The 20,702-nt window shown below is 53.8% G+C and carries 20 protein-coding genes; 11 read left to right on the forward strand and 9 right to left on the reverse strand.

All coding sequences use genetic code 11. From position 1 onward, the window contains the following. Window positions 1–317: 317 nt before the first annotated feature. The 8 genes from ACFX4U_RS08025 (at window position 318) to trmL (ending at window position 8,872) form a co-directional block, all read left to right on the forward strand. Complete coding sequence (locus tag ACFX4U_RS08025) at window positions 318–2,225, forward strand: PTS mannitol transporter subunit IICBA (protein WP_313510287.1); 1,908 nt, start codon at window positions 318–320, stop codon at window positions 2,223–2,225. A 92-nt stretch (window positions 2,226–2,317) separates the two neighbouring features. Then, window positions 2,318–3,481, forward strand: a complete 1,164-nt coding sequence (gene mtlD / locus ACFX4U_RS08030; RefSeq protein ID WP_313510286.1) for a mannitol-1-phosphate 5-dehydrogenase — start codon at window positions 2,318–2,320, stop codon at window positions 3,479–3,481. Beyond that, entirely contained in the window at window positions 3,481–4,068 is a 588-nt protein-coding gene (gene mtlR / locus ACFX4U_RS08035; protein ID WP_305737544.1) for a mannitol operon repressor MtlR, read from the forward strand. Before mtlD ends, mtlR begins: the two co-directional genes overlap by 1 nt. A gap of 55 nt (window positions 4,069–4,123) precedes the next feature. After that, complete coding sequence (locus tag ACFX4U_RS08040; RefSeq protein ID WP_305734689.1) at window positions 4,124–4,486, forward strand: YibL family ribosome-associated protein; 363 nt, start codon at window positions 4,124–4,126, stop codon at window positions 4,484–4,486. A gap of 263 nt (window positions 4,487–4,749) precedes the next feature. Beyond that, window positions 4,750–6,405, forward strand: coding sequence for an L-lactate permease (gene lldP, locus ACFX4U_RS08045; RefSeq protein ID WP_313510283.1), 1,656 nt, complete (start codon window positions 4,750–4,752; stop codon window positions 6,403–6,405). Then, window positions 6,402–7,178, forward strand: a complete 777-nt coding sequence (lldR, locus tag ACFX4U_RS08050) for a transcriptional regulator LldR (RefSeq protein WP_305734687.1) — start codon at window positions 6,402–6,404, stop codon at window positions 7,176–7,178. Before lldP ends, lldR begins: the two co-directional genes overlap by 4 nt. Continuing rightward, entirely contained in the window at window positions 7,175–8,362 is a 1,188-nt protein-coding gene (gene lldD, locus ACFX4U_RS08055; protein ID WP_065369647.1) for an FMN-dependent L-lactate dehydrogenase LldD, read from the forward strand. The genes lldR and lldD overlap by 4 nt, the downstream gene beginning before the upstream one ends. Window positions 8,363–8,398: 36 nt before the next feature. After that, entirely contained in the window at window positions 8,399–8,872 is a 474-nt protein-coding gene (gene trmL, locus ACFX4U_RS08060; protein WP_313510279.1) for a tRNA (uridine(34)/cytosine(34)/5-carboxymethylaminomethyluridine(34)-2'-O)-methyltransferase TrmL, read from the forward strand. A 243-nt stretch (window positions 8,873–9,115) separates the two neighbouring features. On the opposite strand, the gene cysE is transcribed toward trmL, so the two are convergent. From cysE to ACFX4U_RS08085, 5 genes are all read right to left on the reverse strand, one after another. Continuing rightward, entirely contained in the window at window positions 9,116–9,937 is an 822-nt protein-coding gene (gene cysE / locus ACFX4U_RS08065; protein ID WP_017458195.1) for a serine O-acetyltransferase, read from the reverse strand. Between the two features lie 84 nt (window positions 9,938–10,021). Continuing rightward, a complete protein-coding gene (gene gpsA, locus ACFX4U_RS08070) occupies window positions 10,022–11,032 on the reverse strand; it encodes an NAD(P)H-dependent glycerol-3-phosphate dehydrogenase (protein ID WP_017458194.1) in 1,011 nt (336 codons plus the stop codon). Then, window positions 11,032–11,499, reverse strand: a complete 468-nt coding sequence (secB, locus tag ACFX4U_RS08075) for a protein-export chaperone SecB (protein ID WP_017458193.1) — start codon at window positions 11,497–11,499, stop codon at window positions 11,032–11,034. Before secB ends, gpsA begins: the two co-directional genes overlap by 1 nt. A 39-nt stretch (window positions 11,500–11,538) precedes the next feature. Further along, entirely contained in the window at window positions 11,539–11,790 is a 252-nt protein-coding gene (grxC, locus tag ACFX4U_RS08080; protein WP_020455733.1) for a glutaredoxin 3, read from the reverse strand. A 31-nt stretch (window positions 11,791–11,821) separates the two neighbouring features. Then, window positions 11,822–12,253, reverse strand: coding sequence for a rhodanese-like domain-containing protein (locus tag ACFX4U_RS08085; protein WP_017458191.1), 432 nt, complete (start codon window positions 12,251–12,253; stop codon window positions 11,822–11,824). A gap of 246 nt (window positions 12,254–12,499) precedes the next feature. On the opposite strand from ACFX4U_RS08085, the gene gpmM reads away from it, so the two are divergent. From gpmM to ACFX4U_RS08100, 3 genes are read left to right on the forward strand one after another with little or no spacing between them, the layout of a single operon-like run. Next, window positions 12,500–14,047 carry a 2,3-bisphosphoglycerate-independent phosphoglycerate mutase gene (gpmM, locus tag ACFX4U_RS08090; RefSeq protein WP_305734685.1) on the forward strand — a complete coding sequence of 516 codons (1,548 nt, stop codon included), beginning with the start codon at window positions 12,500–12,502 and terminating at the stop codon, window positions 14,045–14,047. Window positions 14,048–14,056: 9 nt separating this feature from the next. Continuing rightward, the gene (envC, locus tag ACFX4U_RS08095; protein WP_017458189.1) at window positions 14,057–15,322 is read left to right on the forward strand and encodes a murein hydrolase activator EnvC; all 1,266 of its coding nucleotides are present in this window, start codon (window positions 14,057–14,059) and stop codon (window positions 15,320–15,322) included. A gap of 3 nt (window positions 15,323–15,325) precedes the next feature. Beyond that, entirely contained in the window at window positions 15,326–16,267 is a 942-nt protein-coding gene (locus tag ACFX4U_RS08100; protein ID WP_313510273.1) for a divergent polysaccharide deacetylase family protein, read from the forward strand. Between the two features lie 23 nt (window positions 16,268–16,290). Here the strand turns inward: ACFX4U_RS08100 and ACFX4U_RS08105 are convergent, their stop codons facing one another. The 4 genes from ACFX4U_RS08105 to tdh all read right to left on the reverse strand — a co-directional run bounded on the left by ACFX4U_RS08105 (window position 16,291) and on the right by tdh (window position 20,701). Further along, on the reverse strand, window positions 16,291–17,211 hold the full coding sequence (locus ACFX4U_RS08105; protein WP_313510270.1) for a capsular polysaccharide synthesis protein: 921 nt from the start codon (window positions 17,209–17,211) through the stop codon (window positions 16,291–16,293). A 13-nt stretch (window positions 17,212–17,224) separates the two neighbouring features. Continuing rightward, complete coding sequence (locus tag ACFX4U_RS08110) at window positions 17,225–18,085, reverse strand: glycosyltransferase (protein ID WP_313510267.1); 861 nt, start codon at window positions 18,083–18,085, stop codon at window positions 17,225–17,227. Between the two features lie 59 nt (window positions 18,086–18,144). Next, window positions 18,145–19,413: an O-antigen ligase family protein gene (locus ACFX4U_RS08115; protein WP_313510264.1), complete on the reverse strand. Its 1,269-nt coding sequence runs from the start codon at window positions 19,411–19,413 to the stop codon at window positions 18,145–18,147. 262 nt (window positions 19,414–19,675) lie between these two features. Then, window positions 19,676–20,701, reverse strand: a complete 1,026-nt coding sequence (tdh, locus tag ACFX4U_RS08120; RefSeq protein WP_380217934.1) for an L-threonine 3-dehydrogenase — start codon at window positions 20,699–20,701, stop codon at window positions 19,676–19,678. Window position 20,702: the final 1 nt, after the last annotated feature.

Genomic DNA, 20,702 nt, shown 5'->3' on the forward strand with positions numbered 1-20,702 from the left:
TTATATCACAAATACATAACAAACCATCGCGCATAAAATGTGAATAACATCACACTTACAGGCTCATAACGCGTGGTTTTTGCGCTTTGTTCTTTTTTTACACGTATTTTTTGTGACTAATATCACACTAATAGGTGGCATACCCCCTACGTTAGTGTGATCTGAATCACACAAAAGCGCGCCATCTGGACAGCTACGCGATTCGGTGCGAGATTTCGCCTCACAGATAACCCAGGTCCGGCTACCTCTGCCGCCACGTTAACAAAAAACCTCGGGCTTCCGGCCTGTGCGATAGCAAACATAAGAAGGGGTGTTTTATGTCATCCGATATCAAGATCAAGGTGCAAAGCTTTGGTCGTTTTCTCAGCAATATGGTGATGCCGAATATCGGCGCGTTTATCGCGTGGGGGATCATCACCGCATTGTTTATTCCTACAGGGTGGTTGCCTAACGAGACGCTGGCGAAACTCGTTGGCCCAATGATTACTTATCTGCTGCCGCTGCTCATCGGTTACACCGGTGGTCGTCTGGTAGGCGGCGATCGTGGCGGCGTAGTCGGCGCGATCACCACTATGGGGGTTATCGTCGGTGCGGATATGCCGATGTTCCTCGGTGCAATGATCGCGGGTCCGCTTGGCGGCTGGGCGATTAAACACTTTGATAACTGGGTCGACGGTAAGATCAAATCCGGTTTCGAAATGCTGGTGAACAACTTCTCCGCTGGCATCATCGGTATGATCCTCGCCATCCTGGCGTTCCTCGGCATTGGTCCTGCGGTTGAAGTGCTGTCCAAAGTTCTGGCGGCGGGCGTTAACTTCATGGTTGCGCACGAAATGCTGCCGCTGGCGTCTATTTTTGTGGAACCGGCGAAAATCCTGTTCCTCAACAACGCCATCAACCACGGTATCTTCTCACCGTTGGGTATCCAGCAATCGCATGATCTCGGCAAGTCCATCTTCTTCCTGATCGAAGCGAACCCGGGTCCGGGTATGGGCGTGCTGCTGGCGTACATGTTCTTTGGTCGCGGCAGCGCTAAACAGTCTGCTGGCGGCGCGGCTATCATCCACTTCCTGGGTGGTATCCACGAAATTTACTTCCCGTATGTGCTGATGAACCCGCGTCTGCTGCTTGCCGTTATCCTTGGCGGTATGACTGGCGTGTTCACCCTGAGCGTGCTGAACGGCGGCCTGGTCTCTCCGGCGTCTCCGGGTTCCATCCTGGCGGTGCTGGCAATGACACCAAAAGGCGCGTACTTCGCCAACCTGGCGGCGATCTTCGCTGCGCTGATTGTCTCTTTCGTTATCTCTTCCATCCTGCTGAAAACCAGCAAAGTGAAAGACGACGAAGACCTGCAAGAAGCGACCCGTCGTATTCACGAAATGAAAGCCGAATCTAAAGGCGCAACTCCGCTGGCAGCAGGCGACGTGACCAACGATCTGAGCCATGTGCGTAAAATCATCGTCGCATGTGACGCCGGTATGGGTTCCAGCGCCATGGGCGCAGGCGTGCTGCGTAAGAAAGTGCAGGATGCGGGTCTGAGCAATATCTCTGTCACCAACAGCGCCATTAACAGCCTGCCGTCTGATGTTGACCTGGTGATTACGCACCGCGATCTGACCGAGCGCGCCATGCGCCAGGCACCGCAGGCGCAGCATATTTCGCTGACCAACTTCCTCGACAGTGGCCTGTACACCAACCTGACCGAACGTCTGGTCGCCGCACAGCGCCATACTGACAACGAAGCCAAAGTCACCAGCAGCTTGCAAGATAGTTTCGATGCTCAGAACAGTAACCTGTTCAAGCTGAGCGCAGAGAATATCTTCCTTGGCCGCACGGCGAGCAACAAAGAAGAAGCCATCCGTTTTGCCGGTGAACAGCTGGTCAAAGGCGGCTACGTTCAGCCGGAATATGTGGATGCCATGCTGGAACGCGAAAAACTGACCCCGACCTATCTGGGTGAGTCCATCGCGGTACCGCACGGCACAGTGGAAGCGAAAGATCGCGTGCTGAAAACCGGCGTGGTGTTCTGCCAGTACCCGGAAGGTGTTCGCTTCGGTGAAGACGAAGATGACATCGCCCGTCTGGTGATTGGCATCGCGGCACGTAACAATGAGCATATCCAGGTCATCACCAGCCTCACCAATGCGCTGGATGACGAGACCGTGATTCAGCGTCTGGCGAACACCACCAGCGTTGAAGAAGTGCTGGCACTGCTCGGCAAGTAATCGGTTTTCCTCCCTCTCCCCACGGGGAGAGGGCTAGGGTGAGGGGAAGTATTTGCGGTTCCTCACCCCAGCCCTCTCGGGTAAAAACATTGATGAAGGTTAAGACTATGAAAGCATTGCATTTTGGCGCAGGTAATATCGGACGTGGCTTTATCGGCAAGTTGCTCGCCGACGCGGGGATTGAACTGACGTTCGCCGATGTGAACCAGGTGGTGCTCGACGCCCTTAATGCCCGTCATAGCTATCAGGTGCATGTGGTTGGTGAAAAAGAGCAGGTCGATACCGTCTCCGGCGTTAACGCCGTGAGCAGCATTGGTGACGAGGTTGTCGACCTGATTGCGCACGTTGATCTGGTGACCACGGCGGTCGGTCCGGTGGTGCTGGAACGTATCGCTCCGGCTATCGCTAAAGGTCTGGCAAAACGTAAAGCGCAGGGCATTAACACACCGCTGAACATTATCGCTTGTGAAAACATGGTGCGCGGCACCACGCAGTTGAAAGGCCATGTTATTGCCGCGTTAGCGGACGCCGACAAAGCCTGGGTTGAAGAACACGTTGGCTTTGTGGATTCCGCCGTTGACCGTATTGTTCCGCCGTCTGCATCCGCCACTAACGATCCGCTGGAAGTGACGGTGGAAACCTTCAGCGAGTGGATTGTCGACAAAACCCAGTTCAAAGGCACGCTGCCGAACATTCCGGGTATGGAATTAACTGATAACCTGATGGCATTTGTTGAACGTAAGCTCTTCACGCTGAATACCGGGCATGCTATAACCGCGTACCTTGGAAAACAGACCGGCCATCAAACCATTCGCGACGCAATTCTGGATGCCAATATCCGTGCGGTTGTGAAAGGCGCAATGGAAGAGAGCGGCGCGGTGCTGATCAAACGTTATGGCTTCGATGCCGACAAGCATGCTGCGTATATTCAGAAAATCCTGGGCCGTTTTGAAAACCCCTATCTGAAAGACGATGTTGAGCGCGTAGGTCGCCAACCGCTGCGTAAACTGAGCACGGGCGATCGCCTGATCAAACCGCTGCTCGGCACGCTGGAGTACAACCTGCCGCACGCGAACCTGGTGAAAGGCATTGCCGCAGCTATGCATTACCGCAGCGAGCAGGATCCGCAGGCGCAGGAGCTGGCTCAGCTTATCGAAGAGAAAGGCCCGCAAGCCGCGCTGGCGCAGGTTTCCGGCCTGGATGCTAACAGCCCGGTCGTTAACGAAGCCGTCAGCGCCTATAACGCCAGGGCATGATGCCGACGATGGCGCGGGAAACCCCGCGCCAGTTAACGAAATTGTCAGATATGCAGGCAATAATGGAAAAAACGCAGGCTTTCGAAAACCGTGTTCTCGAGCGTCTGAATGCTGGCAAAACCGTGCGAAGCTTTTTGATCGCCGCCGTTGAGCTACTCAACGAAGCTATCAATATTCTGGTGTTGCAGGTATTTCGCAAAGATGACTACGCGGTGAAATACGCTGTAGAGCCGCTGCTTGACGGAGATGGACCGCTGGGCAATTTGTCGGTGCGTTTAAAACTGATTTACGGTCTGGGAGTCATTTCCCGTCCGGAATACGAAGACGCCGAGCTGTTGATGGCGCTGCGTGAAGAGCTCAATCACGATGGCACAGAGTACGCGTTTACCGATGATGAGATCCTCGGGCCGTTTGGTGAGTTGCACTGCGTTGCCGCCCTGCCGCCAACGCCGGTGTTTGATACCAGTGACGCAAGGCTTTTGGCCATGCAAAAACAGCGCTACCAGCAAGTCGTGCGTTCAACCATGGTGCTCTCTCTGACCGAGCTTATTTCCCGTATCAGCTTAAAAAAAGCATTCCAGAAATAACCTTCGCCATAAATACTGTATCCTTATCGTTTTACTCCCCAACGAATTGAGCCCCATGAAAGAAGTCGAAAAAAACGAAATCAAGCGTCTGAGCGACCGCCTCGACGCGATTCGCCACCAGCAGGCGGATCTCTCCTTAGTTGATGCAGCGGAAAAATACGCTGAACTGGAAAAAGAGAAAACCACACTGGAAAGCGAAATCGCCCGTCTGCGTGAGCAGTACACGCAAAAGCTGAGCAAAGAAGCGCAGAAGTTGACGAAAATGCCGTTTCGCCGCGCCATCACCAAAAAAGAGCAGGCCGATCTCGGTAAGCTGAAAAAAAGCGTCCGTGGTCTGGTGGTTGTCCACCCGATGACCGCGCTGGGCCGCGAAATGGGCCTCGATGCAATGACCGGCTTCGCCAACAGCGAGTTCTGATCCTCGCTTTAACAACCCTGGTCGCCTGCTAGCGCCAGGGTTATTTAATTGGCCCTACCAATTCCTGCCGTTACTCTCCCTGGTTCACAATTCCATCAAATCCCGTCACAGATATATTGCTTGCCAGCAACATCTGGATAACCATTCGTTATCACAACCCCTACACAACCCAACTGGCAGGACCACTTTTACAAAACATGTGACGCAGAGCTAAGCGCAGACTTGCCGCTCACCGGTTTTGTTGTGGTTCTCAGGAGACCTGCATGAATCTCTGGCAACAGAATTACGACCCGGCTGGCAACCTTTGGCTTTCCAGCTTAATTGCATCGCTACCGATCCTGTTTTTCTTTTTTGCGCTGATAAAGCTCAAACTGAAAGGCTATGTGGCCGCCAGTTGGACTGTCGTTATCGCCCTTGGCGTGACGCTGCTGTTTTACCGTATGCCGCTCGATCATGCGCTGGCCTCGGTGGTTTATGGTTTCTTCTACGGATTGTGGCCGATTGCGTGGATCATTATCGCCGCCGTTTTTGTCTACAAAATCTCGGTCAAAACCGGGCAGTTCGACATTATCCGCTCTTCGATTTTGTCGATAACGCCAGACCAGCGCCTGCAAATGCTGATTGTCGGCTTCTCTTTCGGCGCGTTTCTGGAAGGGGCTGCAGGCTTTGGCGCGCCGGTCGCCATTACCGCCGCGTTGCTGGTGGGCTTAGGTTTTAACCCGCTCTATGCCGCAGGCCTGTGTCTGATCGTCAACACCGCGCCGGTCGCCTTTGGCGCAATGGGTATTCCGATTCTGGTTGCCGGACAGGTTACCGGGCTGGACAGCTTTGAAATCGGCCAGATGGTTGGCCGCCAGTTACCGTTCCTGACCATTATCGTGCTGTTCTGGATCATGGCGATTATGGACGGCTGGCGCGGCATAAAAGAGACCTGGCCGGCGGTGATTGTCGCGGGTGGCTCTTTTGCTATCGCCCAGTATCTGAGCTCCAACTTTATCGGCCCGGAACTGCCGGATATCATCTCGTCGCTGGTTTCGCTGGTCTGCCTGACGCTGTTCCTCAAGCGCTGGCGTCCGGTGCGCATCTTCCGCTTCGGCGATATGGGCGCATCACAGGTGGATCTTGATTTAAAACGCACGCAATACAGCGGCGGGCAGATCCTGCGCGCCTGGTCGCCATTTCTGTTTTTGACCGCCACCGTGACGCTGTGGAGCGTGCCGCCATTTAAGGCGCTGTTTGCCCCTGGCGGTGCGCTGTATGACTGGGTATTCACTGTTTCTGTACCGCATCTCGACAAGCTGGTCGCGCGGATGCCGCCGGTGGTGAGCGCCGCCACGCCTTATGCTGCGGTGTATAAATTTGACTGGTTCTCCGCCACCGGCACCGCCATTCTTTTTGCCGCCATGTTGTCGATTATCTGGCTGCGCATGAAGCCGAAGGATGCCGTCACGACGTTTACCAGCACGCTGCGTGACCTGGCGCTGCCGATTTACTCGATTGGTATGGTGCTGGCGTTCGCCTTTATCTCTAACTATTCCGGGCTGTCCTCAACGCTGGCACTGGCGCTGGCGCACACCGGCAGCGCCTTCCCCTTCTTCTCGCCGTTTCTCGGCTGGCTGGGTGTTTTCCTGACCGGTTCAGATACTTCATCCAATGCGCTGTTCGCCGCGCTGCAAGCCACGGCGGCGCAGCAAATTGGCGTGTCGGATGTGCTGATGGTGGCGGCGAATACCACCGGCGGCGTTACCGGCAAGATGATTTCGCCGCAGTCGATCGCCATTGCCTGTGCGGCGGTGGGTCTGGTGGGCAAAGAGTCTGACCTGTTCCGTTTTACTGTTAAACACAGCCTGATTTTCACCTGCATGGTAGGGGTGATTACCACACTTCAGGCCTATGTACTGACCTGGATGATACCATGAAAGTGTTACCCAGACGCCTGACAGACGAGGTTGCCGATCGTGTGCGGGCGCTGATTGCCGAGCAACAACTGGAAGCGGGCATGAAATTGCCCGCAGAACGTCAGCTCGCCGTACAGCTCGGCGTGTCGCGCAACTCGTTGCGTGAGGCGTTATCGAAACTGGTCAGCGAAGGCGTGCTGCTCAGCCGTCGCGGCGGCGGCACATTTGTGCGCTGGCAACATGATGACTGGTCGGAACAAAACATCGTCCAGCCGCTGAAAACGCTGCTGCATGATGACCCGGATTACAGTTTCGATATTCTCGAAGCGCGCCACGCCATTGAAGCCAGCACCGCCTGGCACGCGGCGATGCGCGCCACCGAGGCCGATAAAGAGAAAATTGTGCTGTGCTTTGAAGCCACACAATCCGATGACCCGGATCTCGCTTCGCAGGCGGATGTGCGTTTCCATCTCGCCATCGCCGAAGCCTCGCATAACGTGGTGTTATTGCAAACCATGCGCGGGTTCTTCGACCTGCTGCAATCGTCGGTGAAACAGAGCCGCCAGCGTATGTACCTCGTTCCCCCCGTTTTTTCACAACTGACCGAACAGCACCAGGTGGTGATGAACGCCATTCTTGCCGGTGACGCCGATGGCGCGCGCCAGGCGATGATGGCGCATCTCGGTTTCGTGCATACCACTATTCGTAAATTCGATGAAGATCAGGCCCGCCAGGCACGCATCACCCGCCTGCCCGACGAGCAGCACACTCACTCCAGGGAGAAAAAAGCATGATTATTTCCGCAGCCAGCGACTATCGCGCGGCGGCTAAACGCATTTTGCCGCCGTTCTTATTTCACTATATCGATGGCGGCGCGTATGCCGAATACACCCTGCGCCGCAACGTTGAAGACCTGTCTCAGGTGGCGCTGCGCCAGCGGGTGCTGAAAGACATGTCTGAACTGAGCCTCGAAACCACATTGTTTAATGAAAAGTTATCGATGCCGGTGGCGCTTGCCCCGGTTGGCTTGTGCGGCATGTACGCCCGGCGCGGTGAAGTGCAGGCAGCGGGCGCGGCGGATGCGAAAGGCATTCCTTTTACGCTCTCGACAGTTTCCGTCTGCCCGATTGAAGAGGTTGCGCCGACGATTAAGCGCCCGATGTGGTTCCAGCTATATGTGCTGCGCGATCGCGGCTTTATGCGTAATGCGCTGGAGCGGGCGAAAGCCGCCGGCTGCTCAACGCTGGTATTCACCGTGGATATGCCTACCCCAGGCGCGCGCTACCGCGATGCCCATTCCGGTATGAGCGGCCCGAACGCAGCGCTGCGCCGTTACCTGCAATCGGTGCTGCATCCGCAGTGGGCGTGGGATGTCGGCGTTAATGGCCGCCCGCACGATCTGGGGAATATCTCCGCCTATCTCGGCAAGCCGACCGGGCTGGAGGATTACATTGGCTGGCTGGCGAAGAATTTTGATCCGTCGATTTCGTGGAAAGACCTGGAGTGGATCCGTGAATTCTGGGATGGCCCGATGGTGATCAAAGGGATCCTCGACCCGGAAGATGCCCGCGACGCGGTACGTTTTGGCGCAGACGGCATTGTGGTTTCTAACCACGGCGGCCGCCAGCTCGACGGTGTGCTCTCTTCCGCCCGCGCGCTTCCGGCGATTGCCGATGCGGTGAAAGGCGATATCACGATCCTGGCCGACAGCGGCATCCGTAACGGGCTGGATGTAGTGCGGATGCTGGCGCTTGGCGCAGATTCCGTCCTGCTGGGCCGCGCTTATCTGTATGCGCTGGCGACGCATGGCCGCCAGGGTGTGGCGAATTTGCTGGATCTGATTGAGAAAGAGATGCGCGTGGCGATGACGCTGACCAGCGCGAAATCGATTCGCGACATCAGCAAGGATTCGCTGGTACAAGGACTGAACCAGTTACCTGCCGCGCTGGCACCGTTGTCGCATGGCGACGCCGCCTAGAGAGTGCTATCCTGCCCCCGCTATTAAGGGGGCAGTATGTTAAACATCGTTTTATTCGAACCTGAAATCCCACCAAATACCGGGAATATCATCCGCTTATGCGCCAATACCGGTTTTCGTCTGCATATCATTGAACCGATGGGCTTCACCTGGGACGACAAGCGCCTGCGCCGCGCAGGGCTGGACTACCATGAGTTCGCCGCGGTAAAACGCCATCATGATTACGCCGCCTTTGTCGACGCCGAGCAGCCGCAACGCTTATTTGCCCTCACCACCAAAGGCACGCCAGCGCACAGCGCGGTGAGCTACCAGGCTGGGGATTATTTGATGTTTGGCCCGGAAACGCGCGGCCTGCCAGCGGCTATCCTTGACGTGCTGCCGCCGGAGCAGAAAATCCGCATTCCGATGATGCCGGACAGCCGCAGCATGAACCTGTCGAATGCGGTGTCAGTGGTGGTGTATGAAGCCTGGCGCCAGCTCGGTTACCCCGGCGCAGTGCTGCGTAGCTGAAGGGGAATTGACGGATGACGGCGACACGTTAATCCGCCCTGCGGATAGCGATGCCTGTCATGACTGACGCATCTATTTTTCTGCGCTAACTGCCGAAGGCAGTAAAACACGAGCGGCGCGGTAAACCGGCGCGAACACAAAATCTACAAGGATTTTCGCTTCGCGCCTCCAGCAGGTGCTCAACATGCTGTCGCGTCTTGCTCGCAGCCCTGACTCAGACTGGCGAGCAAAATAACCAGGCAATTAAATCCCGTCGCCGTACTCGAACCCGTGGTTTATCCCGTTGAAATGCTGATCCATATCCATTGACGGTTTATCGCTTTCCGGCTTACCGACAATGCGCGCCGGCACGCCTGCAGCCGTGGTATGCGGCGGCACCGGTTGCAATACCACTGAACCCGCGCCAATCTTCGCGCCGCGACCCACTTCGATATTGCCGAGAATTTTGGCGCCCGCGCCAATCATCACCCCTTCGCGGATTTTCGGATGGCGATCGCCGCTGGTTTTACCGGTCCCGCCGAGCGTGACCGATTGCAGGATCGACACGTCATCTTCAATGACTGCCGTTTCGCCCACTACGATGCCGGTTGCGTGGTCGAGCATAATACCGCGACCAATGCGTGCCGCCGGGTGAATATCGACCTGGAAACTGACCGACACCTGATTTTGCAGGAAAATCGCCAGCGCCTCGCGCCCTTGCGTCCAGAGCCAGTGCCCAATGCGGTATGCCTGTAGCGCGTGGAAACCTTTCAGATAGAGCAGCGGCGTGGAGTATTTATCCACCGCCGGGTCGCGTGTGCGCACGGCCTGGATATCACAGGCGGCAGAGGCGATCATCTCCGGGTCGGCGGCGTAGGCTTCTTCGACGACTTCACGAATGGCAATCGCGGGCATAATCGGCGAGGCAAGTTTGTTCGCCAGCATATAGCTCAGCGCGCTGCCCAGGTTTTCATGCTTGAGTAATGTCGCGTGGTAAAAACTGGCCAGCATTGGCTCGCACTCCGCCAGTGCCCGGGCTTCGGCTTTGATATTTTTCCAGACCAGATCCAGTTCTTCACACGGCATTGCTTACTCCAGACGTGATAAGACGACAGGCTGGTCTGCGCCAGCCTTATCGTGAGTTCAAAAAGAGTCCCTGCGACTAAGGGGTTAGTGCTCTTCCTTGCGGGCACGACCTAATAGGGTCAATGCTGCCTCGCGCGCATTTTTTCCGCAATACAATACCTGATAAATTTCCTCGGTTATTGGCATTTCGACGCCAAACCGATGCGCCAGCGCGCGCACTTCTTTGGTATTGCGGTAACCTTCAACCACCTGGCCAATCTTGTCCTGGGCGCTTTGCACGTCCATGCCCTGGCCAAGCATCATGCCAAAACGGCGGTTGCGCGACTGGTTGTCGGTACAGGTCAGCACCAAATCGCCTAAACCCGCCATGCCCATAAAGGTGGCAGGATCGGCGCCCAGCGCGGCACCGAGACGTGACATTTCGGTCAAACCACGGGTGATCAGCGCCGTACGCGCATTGGCACCAAAGCCAATGCCATCGGACATGCCCGCGCCAATCGCAATGACGTTTTTCACCGCGCCGCCCAGTTGCACGCCGATGAAATCCGGGTTGCTGTAGACGCGGAAACTTTTGCCGCAGTGAAGGAGCTGCTGTAAATCCTCGGCGAACTGAGGATCAGCAGAAGCGAGGGAAATCGCCGTAGGCAGTCCCGCCGCCAGCTCTTTGGCAAAGGTCGGGCCGGAAATCACCGCCAGCGGAATATCCGGGCCTAACACTTCGCGCGCCACCTCTTCGAGCAGACGCCCGGTTTCGGCTTCCAGCCCTTTTGTCGCCCAGACGATACGCGCATCATCGCGCATGAGCGGCTTGATTTGCGCCAGCACATCGCCAAAGACGTGGCTTGGCACCACCACCAGAATATTGCGGCTGGCGGAAAGCGCGCGGGCAAGATCGCTCTCTAATTGCAGCGTGTCGGGGAAAGGCACATCGGGGAGGAACGCGGCGTTGCAACGGTCGTGTTGCAGGGTCGCGATATGTTTTGGGTCATGGCCCCACAGCACAACCGGGTGGCCATTTCTTGCCAGCGTGATGGCAAGAGCGGTGCCGTAAGAGCCGGCACCGATCACAGTCATTGCAGCATTAAGTGCGTTCATCAGGCATCCTGATGTTGTTCGGCACCTTCGCCAGTCTGCTGTTGCAGGTAGTTCATGAACAGCGCATCAAAGTTCACTGGCGCAAGGTTCAGTTGCGGGAAAGTACCGCGGGAAACCAGGCTGGTGATGCACTCGCGGGCATACGGGAACAGAATGTTCGGGCAGTATGCACCCAGGCAGTGCGCCATCTGCGTTCCTTCGATACCGTCGATAGAGAAGATACCGCCCTGCTGTACTTCGCACAGGAAGCCAGTTTCTTCGCCCAGGGAAGCGGTCACGGTAACGCGTAGAACCACTTCATAAACACCTTCCGCCAGCTGAGTGGAGGCAGTGTCGAGATCCAGTTTCACTTCCGGCTGCCACTCTTTCTGGAAGATGTGTGGCGCATTCGGCGCTTCGAAAGAGATATCTTTCGTATAGATACGCTGAATCTGGAAAGTCATTTCGGTGTTGTTTTGTTCAGACATGAGTGAATAACCCTTAAGTGTTGTAGTGCTCTAAAAGCATTAACGCAACAGCGGATCCAGCCCGCCACGCGCGTCCAGCGCATATAAATCGTCGCAGCCGCCAATGTGCTGCGCATCAATAAAAATCTGCGGAACCGTCGTACGGCCACTACGTTGAATCATCTCTTCACGTTTTACCATGTCACCGTCGATCGGCAGCTCAGCAAACGCGACACCTTTGCTATTCAGCAGCGCTTTTGCGCGGTGGCAAAACGGGCAAGTCGCTTTCGTGTAGATCTCAATATTGGCCATATCTCTTCTCCGATGTTTACCCGTGGGTAAATTATTTACCGCGAACTAACGGCAGGTTTTCGCCCATCCAGCCAGAGATACCGTCTTTCAGCACAAAGACCTTCTCGAAACCGGCTTTCACCAGCTCGTTCGCCGGGGTCTGGGCCTGCATGCCGGTACCATCAACAACGATAATCGGCGCGCTTTTGTGTTTTTCAAGCTCACCTACATTATTGGCTTTGATCTCGTTTGGCAGCAAATTCACCGCGCCTGCAATGTGACCTTTACGGAAATCATCACGCTGGCGTAAGTCCACTACCACGGCATCTTCTTTATTAATGAGGCGCGTAGCTTCGCCGCGAGAAATCACTTTCACTTTAGACGCAATGCCCTTGAAAGTGGTAAACAGCACAGCACCGAATAACGCAATCCAGGCGATACACAGGATTGGGTTGCGGCCAATAAATTGCATAATTTCTTGCATCTGGGGTTACAACTCCGGACTTAGTGATTAAAAACCAGCAAGGAGTATACCTGCGCAGTGGGGCAAATACAGCCAGCGAGCGCGACGGAATGCATTTTCTGCGGAGTGTTACAGAAAAAATAAAGACTCGCGGCGCAAACAAGGGGCTGGTCAGCCGCTTTCTTTGATCTTCTGCGGCTATTTTATCGATTCAGCTGTAGTAAAATTACGCAAATTTTTTTGTCTTCTGAGCATGAGGTTGTCGCAATGTCGGTTTCTAAAAAACCTATGGTACTGGTGATTCTGGATGGCTATGGCTACCGTGAAGACCAGCAGGATAACGCTATTTTCAACGCCAAAACCCCGGTAATGGACAAACTGTGGGCAACCCGCCCGCATACGCTGATTGACGCATCCGGCCTCGAAGTCGGCCTGCCGGATCGCCAGATGGGCAACTCCGAAGTCGGCCACGTCAACCTGGGCGCAGGGCGTATTGTTTACCAGGATCTGACTCGCCTGGATAAAGAGATCAAAGAGCGCACGTTCTTTAGCAACCCGGTGCTGGGCGGTGCGGTAGACAAAGCGGTTGCCGCAGGCAAAGCCGTGCACATTATGGGTCTGCTCTCCGCAGGCGGCGTGCACAGCCATGAAGACCACATTCTGGCGATGGTGGAGCTGGCAGCGGAACGCGGCGCGGAAAAAATCTATCTGCACGCTTTCCTCGACGGTCGCGACACGCCGCCGCGCAGCGCAGAATCCTCACTGAAAAAATTCGAAGACAAGTTCGCCGCGCTGGGTAAAGGGCGTGTTGCGAGCATTATTGGCCGTTATTTCGCCATGGATCGCGACAACCGCTGGGATCGCGTGGAACAAGCTTACAACCTGATGACCGAGGCCAAAGGCGAATTCACCTTTGATAGCGCCGTTGCGGGTCTGCAAGCGGCTTACGCTCGCGACGAAAATGACGAGTTTGTAAAAGCGACGGTCATCCGCGCCGCAGGCCAGCCCGATGCGGCAATGGAAGATGGCGACGCACTGATTTTCATGAACTTCCGCGCCGACCGCGCACGCGAAATTACCCGAGCTTTTGTGAACGCAGACTTCGACGGTTTCGCGCGTAAGAAAGTGGTTAAGCTCGGCGACTTCGTCATGCTGACCGAATATGCCGCCGATATCAAAACCGCCGTCGCTTATCCACCCGCTTCTCTGGCGAACACGCTCGGTGAGTGGATGGCGAAACACAACAAAACCCAGTTGCGTATTTCCGAAACGGAAAAATATGCCCACGTCACCTTCTTCTTCAACGGCGGCGTAGAAGAGCCGTTCCCTGGCGAAGACCGCATTCTGATCAACTCGCCAAAAGTGGCAACTTACGACCTGCAACCGGAAATGAGCTCCGCAGAGCTAACCGAGAAACTGGTGGGTGCGATCACCAGCGGGAAGTATGACACCATTATTTGTAACTACCCGAACGGCGATATGGTCGGTCATACCGGCGTGTTCGATGCCGCTGTCGCCGCTGTTGAAGCGCTGGATCATTGCGTTGCTGAGGTGAGCAAAGCGGTGGAATCCGTCGGCGGCCAGATGCTGATCACCGCCGACCACGGTAATGCAGAGCAGATGCGTGACCCGTCAACCGGTCAGGCGCACACGGCGCATACCAACCTGCCGGTGCCGCTGATCTACGTTGGCGATAAAGCGCTGAAAGCCGTTTCCGGCGGTAAACTTTCCGACATCGCGCCGACTATGCTGACGCTGATGGGCATGGAAATCCCGCAAGAGATGACTGGTAAGCCGCTGTTCATCGTGGAATAATCGCTCCCCATGAGGGGAAAGGCGATTTTTTCAATTACATGGGTCGGGATCCGGCCCTTTCTTTGCGCCAGCGCACTCAGCGCTGGCGCATTGCTGTGCGCCGTTTCCGCCCACGCCGATGACCGCGATCAGCTCAAATCTATTCAGGCCGATATCGCTGAAAAAGAGCGCGCGGTTCGCCAGCAACAACAGCAACGCGCGGGTCTTCTTGCCCAGTTGAAGGCACAGGAAGAAGCCATCTCCGCCGCCACTCGCCAGCTGCGGGAAACGCAAAATACCCTCGCTCAGCTCAATAAGCAGATCGCCGAAATGAACGCCTCGATTGCCAAACTGGAACGTCAGCGCACCACGCAGGAACACAACCTTGCGGCACAGCTTGATGCGGCGTTCCGCCAGGGGCCACACACCGGGATCCAGCTGATTTTAAGCGGCGAAGAGAGCCAGCGCGGCCAGCGTTTGCAGGCCTACTTTGGTTATCTCAACCAGGCGCGCCAGGAAACCATCGCTCAGTTGAAGCAGACGCGCGAAGAAGTCGCCACGCAAAAATCCGAGCTGGAAGAGAAGCAGAGCCAGCAACAAACGCTGCTGTATGAGCAAAAAGCGCAGCAGGCCAAACTTGAACAAGCGCGCAGCGAGCGGCAGAAAACCCTTTCGGGTCTGGAATCCTCCATTCAGGAAGGGCAACAGCAGCTAAGCGAAATGCGCGCCAACGAATCTCGCTTGCGCGATCGCCTCGCCCGTGCGGAAGCGGCAGCCAAAGCGCGCGCTGAACGCGAAGCCCGCGAAGCGCAAGCCGTGCGTGACCGCCAGAATGAAGCCAGCCGCAAAGGCACTACGTATAAACCTACCGAGAGTGAACGCTCGCTGATGTCCCGCACCGGCGGTTTAGGTTCGCCGTCAGGCCAGGCCGTCTGGCCGGTTCGCGGCCCGTTGCTGCATCGTTATGGCGAACAACTGCAGGGTGAGCTACGTTGGAAAGGGATTGTTATCGGCGCGTCGGAAGGCAGCGAAGTGAAAGCCATAGCCGACGGGCGCGTGATCCTCGCCGACTGGCTGCAAGGCTATGGCCTGGTGGTGGTGGTTGAACACGGCAAGGGTGATATGAGCCTTTACGGCTACAACCAGAGCGCACTGGTGAGCGTAGGCACCCAGGTTCGCGCCGGTCAGCCGATAGCCCTCGTAGGGAGCAGTGGCGGTCAGGGCCGGCCTTCACTCTATTTCGAAATTCGCCGTCAGGGTCAGGCGGTCAATCCACAGCCGTGGTTGGGAAGATAAGGTTTGCTTCAATTTCGTCGTATTGTTTTGACGCTCGCCACTGCGCTGGCGTTTTCCGCTCCGGCATTCGCCGGGAAACTGGCCATCGTGATCGACGATTTCGGCTACCGTCCACAAACTGAAAACCAGGTGCTGGCCATGCCGCAGGCGGTTTCCGTCGCGGTGCTGCCCAATGCAACGCATGCGCGGGAAATGGCGACCAAAGCGCACAACAGTGGCCATGAAGTGTTGATCCACCTTCCAATGGCGCCTTTGAGTAAACAGCCGCTGGAAAAAGATACGCTGCGCCCGGAAATGAGTAGCGCAGAGATTGAGCGCATCATCAGCGACGCCGTCAACAAAGTGCCGTATGCCGTCGGGCTGAATAACCATATGGGCAGCGCCATGACGTCAAGTCTGTTTGGCATGCAGAAAGTGATGCAGGCGCTGGAGCGCTATAACCTCTATTTCCTTGATAGTATGACCATCGGCAATAGCCAGGCACTGCGCGCCGCTTCCGGCACCGGAGTGAAAGTCATTAAGCGCAAGGTGTTCCTCGACGATACGCAAAACGAAGGCGATATCCGCCGTCAGTTTGACCGCGCCGTACAGTTAGCGCGTCGCAATGGTTCCGCCATTGCAATTGGTCACCCGCATCCCACTACCGTTCGCGTGTTACAGCAAGTGCTCCCCAGCCTGCCGGCCGATATTACGCTGGTGCGCCCGAGCGATCTGCTCAATGAACCGCAGACAGATACCTCAACGCCCAACGCCACACCGCCAGGCGGTACCGTTCAGCCACCGCGCAACCCGTTTCGCGGTGCAAAACTGTGTAAAGCGAAGCACAAACCTGAACCGGTTTACGCCAGCCGCTTCTTTGGTGTAATCAGTGAAAGTGTTGGGGAAAGTACGCTGGTGCGTTATATGCAGAATCAGTGGCAAGGGTGGAAAACAACCCACCCTTAAGAGATTATCCGACTGGCGAGTAATTAATTGAGCGAGAACTCGCCCTTCAGGATCTGCGCATAGAGTGTTGGTTGCTGGTTATCTTCCGTTTGATACGTCTCTTTATGTGAGAGCTTATAAATACCAACGGCATCATCCCGCAACGCCGCCCAGCCATTGCCATCCGCTTTTTTATTCATAAACTGACGAATCAGAAAGCGGTTATTGCCAATCACCGGTTGCTCAAGCAGCAACGTACGGAATTCCGCGTAATGTTCCAGCGCATGGCGAAATGAATAATCGGTCAGAAAATATTCAATTAATTCATTGTTCTGGAGCCAGTAAGCGTACAGTACATCGCGAACGTATTTCACCAGCGAATTGTGTTTGTGAGAAGCCAGTAAGTAGGTGGTCCAAAATCCCTGGCTAAGGGCATTATCCTCTTTATTAAGATCAAAACGCAGCGAGGAGAATTCTCGCGCGAATAGCGATTCAGGAATAGGGCGTGTTAAAAACATGGTCGCATCCATCCAGATCCCACCGTATTGATAGAGCAACGAGCAGCGCACAATATCTGAATACGGAGCCTTACTGATTCGCCCCTGCTGGTACTTCTGCACAATATGCTCAGGTAAGGTCAAATATTGCGGGATGGTTTCATCGGTTAGCACCACCACTTTTGCCCCCACGGCATTTTCTTCGACTGACGCAATACAGCGCTTAACCAGCTCTGGCGCGTGCTCACGTCCCTGCAACCAGCAGATCCAGACAATACGAGTCGGCTCCGCCACTGCGGGCTCATTCACCGAGGGTTTCACCCCCAGCGCATCAATAGCAGAGAAAATCACCCGCTTTTTCTTCTCTTCCAGCCGTGTGGAGAAGCGCTGAAAAAACGGTAGTTTGGTTTTTTTTGCCAGGCGCCTGGACTTTTTAATGAGTTTATTCAGCAGATTAAGCGCAAACATGGATCCACCTGTTTTAGAACATCTCTTTAAGGGTGCGACGCAGCAGTTTAAGCCGAAGTTTCCAGCCTTTCTTACGGCCGCGCAGCAGCGCATTCATCTTGCTGGAACTTACCCCGCGAAATGACATCAATTGATAAAGGTTGTGACTGATGGTTTCTTCCGTCATCTGCGGTTTAAATTTGAAATAAAGCTTACGGTAGGAGTGGTATTTTTTTAAGCGGGCGGTGATTCTGTCACTGCCGTGTTCCGCATCCACCATAGCGGTGCTGAAGTTGTATTTTAGGCCTGGGCCATATTTCAACGTCAGTTTGATCCAGACATCACGATCTTGCTGCTGTCGAATTTCAGGTGAAAACCCCCCCACACCCAGCAGTTTCTCACGTGTGGTAAGCACTTGGTTACCGACAACGTTTTCACATAGCAGATCCTGTGCGGTGATGATTTTTTTACTTTCCGGGAAGAGCGGTTTCTTCTGCTGCTTATCAAGCCTCGCCGGCGCGTCGCTGACGAAAGCGAACTTTTCATCATAACGGGCGACTAATGCAGACAGGCGCTGTGGCAGAAAATAATCATCATCGTCAAGACCAGTGACAAATTTCCCCTGAGCTAAAGAGTAGCCGCGATTTCGGCTGAAATTCGAACCACTATTCATTTCGTTGCGTTGATAAATGAAGCGAACAAAACGCGCTTCACATTCACTGTGCAATTTTGCGATAAGCTGCGCGGTTTTGTCGTTCGAATGATCGTCAATAATAATCAATTCAATGGCCGGATAAATCTGGTTAATAACAGAGCGAATCGCCCTCTCCAGAAGGTCTTCCCGGTTGAAGGTAGTGATTATAACTGAGACCAATTCTTTCATCATAAAACTCATATTATTGGCAATAATCTATCCACCGGAAGAATACCTTTTCCCCGGTGGATAAGCAAAAGCTACTTAAAAACCTTATCTTTTGAATTGCTGACAAGGAGTGCGACGGACATAATCAACACCAGCATCCAGGCAATAGGCGTAGTTTTGGAATAGAACATAACGCCAGTAAAGCCAAAGCTTATAAAAGAAACGAGAAATGCACACATTATTACGCTATTTAATTTACGATATGCATAAATAAAAAACGAAATAATAAACATAAAATACAACAACAACCCGGAAGGACCTTTAGTTGATATAGTTTCTACAATTTCATTGTGTAAATGTCCACGCATATGATCAAGTGCTCCACGCAGTGATGGATCTTTCGCAACCACCGCGGTAATGATCTCGTTACGCTGATCGGTAGACTGCCATAAATAATTATGACTTGCTGCGATAAGTCCAGTCTCCCACATCGCAAAACGCGCCCCAACAGAGGTAGCAGAATTATTCTGATCATAGGCTACGATATCATTGTTAAGATCATTGTAACGTTGGATAATACTGCCTTTCATCATCCATAGACCTGCTAAAAACACCAATGCAAATACTGCCAATGCTTTCCATGGAACGTGCTTTTCACGGTATATTTTAACAATCAACAATGAGAAAACTATAACTGGATACGTCAAGATCGCCGCGCGTGTTTCGGTTGTAACCAGAATTACTAGCGTAATAAAAAAATGTGCTATCAATAATATCTCACGAAATTTTATACGCAGATGCTGCAATACCAATATTATATATATTGAAAGGAAAACAACAGTGTAAGCAGCACCTGTCGCATCAGTCCCCCCCGTTAAAGCCAAGGTTACGCGAGGGACACCAAGGTAAACGCTTTGATAAACGGTATAGCCGATCATCATAATTTGTAGTAACAATGCAGCTAAATAGTGTATTTTATTAGTATAAATAAAGCCTTTGGTTTTTTGATTATTTAATGAAAGGACATATAAAACAAATGAACCAAAGCAACAGATTTTACCAACTTCAAGGTAAGCACGGTATGAATTTATTGCAGGACTATTACCGTTTTTGAATAACCCATACCAAATTAAATCACAAATACCAATTAGCAATAATGAAAGGCACAACCATTTTGCATCGTTATTTTTTAATTTTTTACATTCCGTTAATGCAATAAAAAAAGCAACCATGCCAGCAATGCTGAATATTTTCACTGACAAATAAGGATTCACAATAATAGAGCAAAAAGCAATAACACAAAGAAAAAACATTATCTGCTTTAATATTAACTGCACGTTGTCAAATTTACTATTTATCATTATCTTAATAACTCAATTTCGCATATGCGTTCATAATAGTAATGGCCTGCTATTGAAGCACCCACAGCAACAATAGATGCGAAATATTACACACCGCGCTACCGAAATCAAAGCATCGGCGGAAAACTTATTCATTCAAAGAGTTTTCTGATGCAGCATCGCCCCAGGGATCTTCGCCACGCGGAATCTGCAAATAAATCTCAGCGGCATAAACAGCCGAGAATGAGGGGAGATATATGCTGTCACCTCCCCTAAAGCCAAATTAATCCCAGCTCAGAATCACTTTGCCGGACTGTCCCGAGCGCATCGCGTCGAAGCCCTGCTGGAACTCATCAATGCTGAAACGGTGGGTAATGATCGGGGAAAGATCCAGACCAGACTGGATTAACGCCGCCATCTTATACCAGGTTTCAAACATCTCACGACCGTAAACCCCTTTGATAAACAGCCCCTTGAAGATGACTTTAGTCCAGTCGATAGACATATCGGACGGCGGAATCCCCAGCATCGCAATACGACCACCGTGGTTCATGGTGTCGAGCATCGTGCGGAACGCCGGCGGCGCGCCGGACATTTCCAGCCCCACGTCGAACCCTTCGGTCATGCCCAGTTCTGCCATCACATCTGCCAGATTCTCTTTGGCGACGTTAACCGCGCGGGTAACACCCATTTTGCGCGCCAGATCGAGGCGGTACTCATTCACATCGGTGATAACCACATGGCGTGCGCCAACGTGTTTTGCCACCGCCGCGGCCATAATACCAATCGGGCCTGCACCGGAGACCAGCACATCTTCTCCCACCAAATCAAACGAGAGCGCCGTGTGCACCGCATTACCAAACGGATCGAAAATCGACGCTAAATCATCAGAAATATTGTCGGGGATTTTGAAAGCGTTGAACGCCGGGATCACCAGGTATTCAGCAAAACAGCCCGGACGGTTGACGCCCACACCCGTGGTATTACGACACAGGTGCGTACGCCCGGCGCGGCAGTTACGGCAGTGGCCGCAGGTAATATGGCCTTCCCCGGAAACGCGATCGCCAATTTTAAAACCTTTCACTTCCTGGCCGATGCCCACTACTTCGCCGACATATTCATGCCCGACCACCATCGGCACAGGAATGGTTTTTTGCGACCAGTCGTCCCAGTTATAGATATGCACGTCAGTGCCGCAAATCGCGGTTTTGCGAATTTTAATCAGCAGATCGTTATGACCAACATCCGGCTCCGGTACGTCGGTCATCCAGATGCCTTCTTCCGCTTTCAGTTTGGATAACGCTTTCATT

It is taken from the genome of Kosakonia sp. YIM B13588 (genome assembly GCF_042788165.1).
GTDB lineage: Bacteria > Pseudomonadota > Gammaproteobacteria > Enterobacterales > Enterobacteriaceae > Kosakonia > Kosakonia sacchari.

Bases quoted from the DNA above. Each gene is read 5' to 3' on its own strand.
- ACFX4U_RS08105 (WP_313510270.1), bottom strand. From the start codon at position 17,211: ATGTTTGCGCTTAATCTGCTGAATAAACTCATTAAAAAGTCCAGGCGC.
- trmL (WP_313510279.1), top strand. From the start codon at position 8,399: ATGTTAAACATCGTTTTATTCGAACCTGAAATCCCACCAAATACCGGG.
- ACFX4U_RS08025 (WP_313510287.1), top strand. From the start codon at position 318: ATGTCATCCGATATCAAGATCAAGGTGCAAAGCTTTGGTCGTTTTCTC.
- gpmM (WP_305734685.1), top strand. From the start codon at position 12,500: ATGTCGGTTTCTAAAAAACCTATGGTACTGGTGATTCTGGATGGCTAT.
- mtlD (WP_313510286.1), top strand. From the start codon at position 2,318: ATGAAGGTTAAGACTATGAAAGCATTGCATTTTGGCGCAGGTAATATC.
- mtlR (WP_305737544.1), top strand. From the start codon at position 3,481: ATGCCGACGATGGCGCGGGAAACCCCGCGCCAGTTAACGAAATTGTCA.
- lldP (WP_313510283.1), top strand. From the start codon at position 4,750: ATGAATCTCTGGCAACAGAATTACGACCCGGCTGGCAACCTTTGGCTT.
- envC (WP_017458189.1), top strand. From the start codon at position 14,057: ATGAGGGGAAAGGCGATTTTTTCAATTACATGGGTCGGGATCCGGCCC.
- ACFX4U_RS08085 (WP_017458191.1), bottom strand. From the start codon at position 12,253: ATGCAAGAAATTATGCAATTTATTGGCCGCAACCCAATCCTGTGTATC.
- lldD (WP_065369647.1), top strand. From the start codon at position 7,175: ATGATTATTTCCGCAGCCAGCGACTATCGCGCGGCGGCTAAACGCATT.
- ACFX4U_RS08110 (WP_313510267.1), bottom strand. From the start codon at position 18,085: ATGAGTTTTATGATGAAAGAATTGGTCTCAGTTATAATCACTACCTTC.
- lldR (WP_305734687.1), top strand. From the start codon at position 6,402: ATGAAAGTGTTACCCAGACGCCTGACAGACGAGGTTGCCGATCGTGTG.
- ACFX4U_RS08115 (WP_313510264.1), bottom strand. From the start codon at position 19,413: ATGATAAATAGTAAATTTGACAACGTGCAGTTAATATTAAAGCAGATA.
- gpsA (WP_017458194.1), bottom strand. From the start codon at position 11,032: ATGAACGCACTTAATGCTGCAATGACTGTGATCGGTGCCGGCTCTTAC.
- ACFX4U_RS08040 (WP_305734689.1), top strand. From the start codon at position 4,124: ATGAAAGAAGTCGAAAAAAACGAAATCAAGCGTCTGAGCGACCGCCTC.
- grxC (WP_020455733.1), bottom strand. From the start codon at position 11,790: ATGGCCAATATTGAGATCTACACGAAAGCGACTTGCCCGTTTTGCCAC.
- cysE (WP_017458195.1), bottom strand. From the start codon at position 9,937: ATGCCGTGTGAAGAACTGGATCTGGTCTGGAAAAATATCAAAGCCGAA.
- secB (WP_017458193.1), bottom strand. From the start codon at position 11,499: ATGTCTGAACAAAACAACACCGAAATGACTTTCCAGATTCAGCGTATC.
- tdh (WP_380217934.1), bottom strand. From the start codon at position 20,701: ATGAAAGCGTTATCCAAACTGAAAGCGGAAGAAGGCATCTGGATGACC.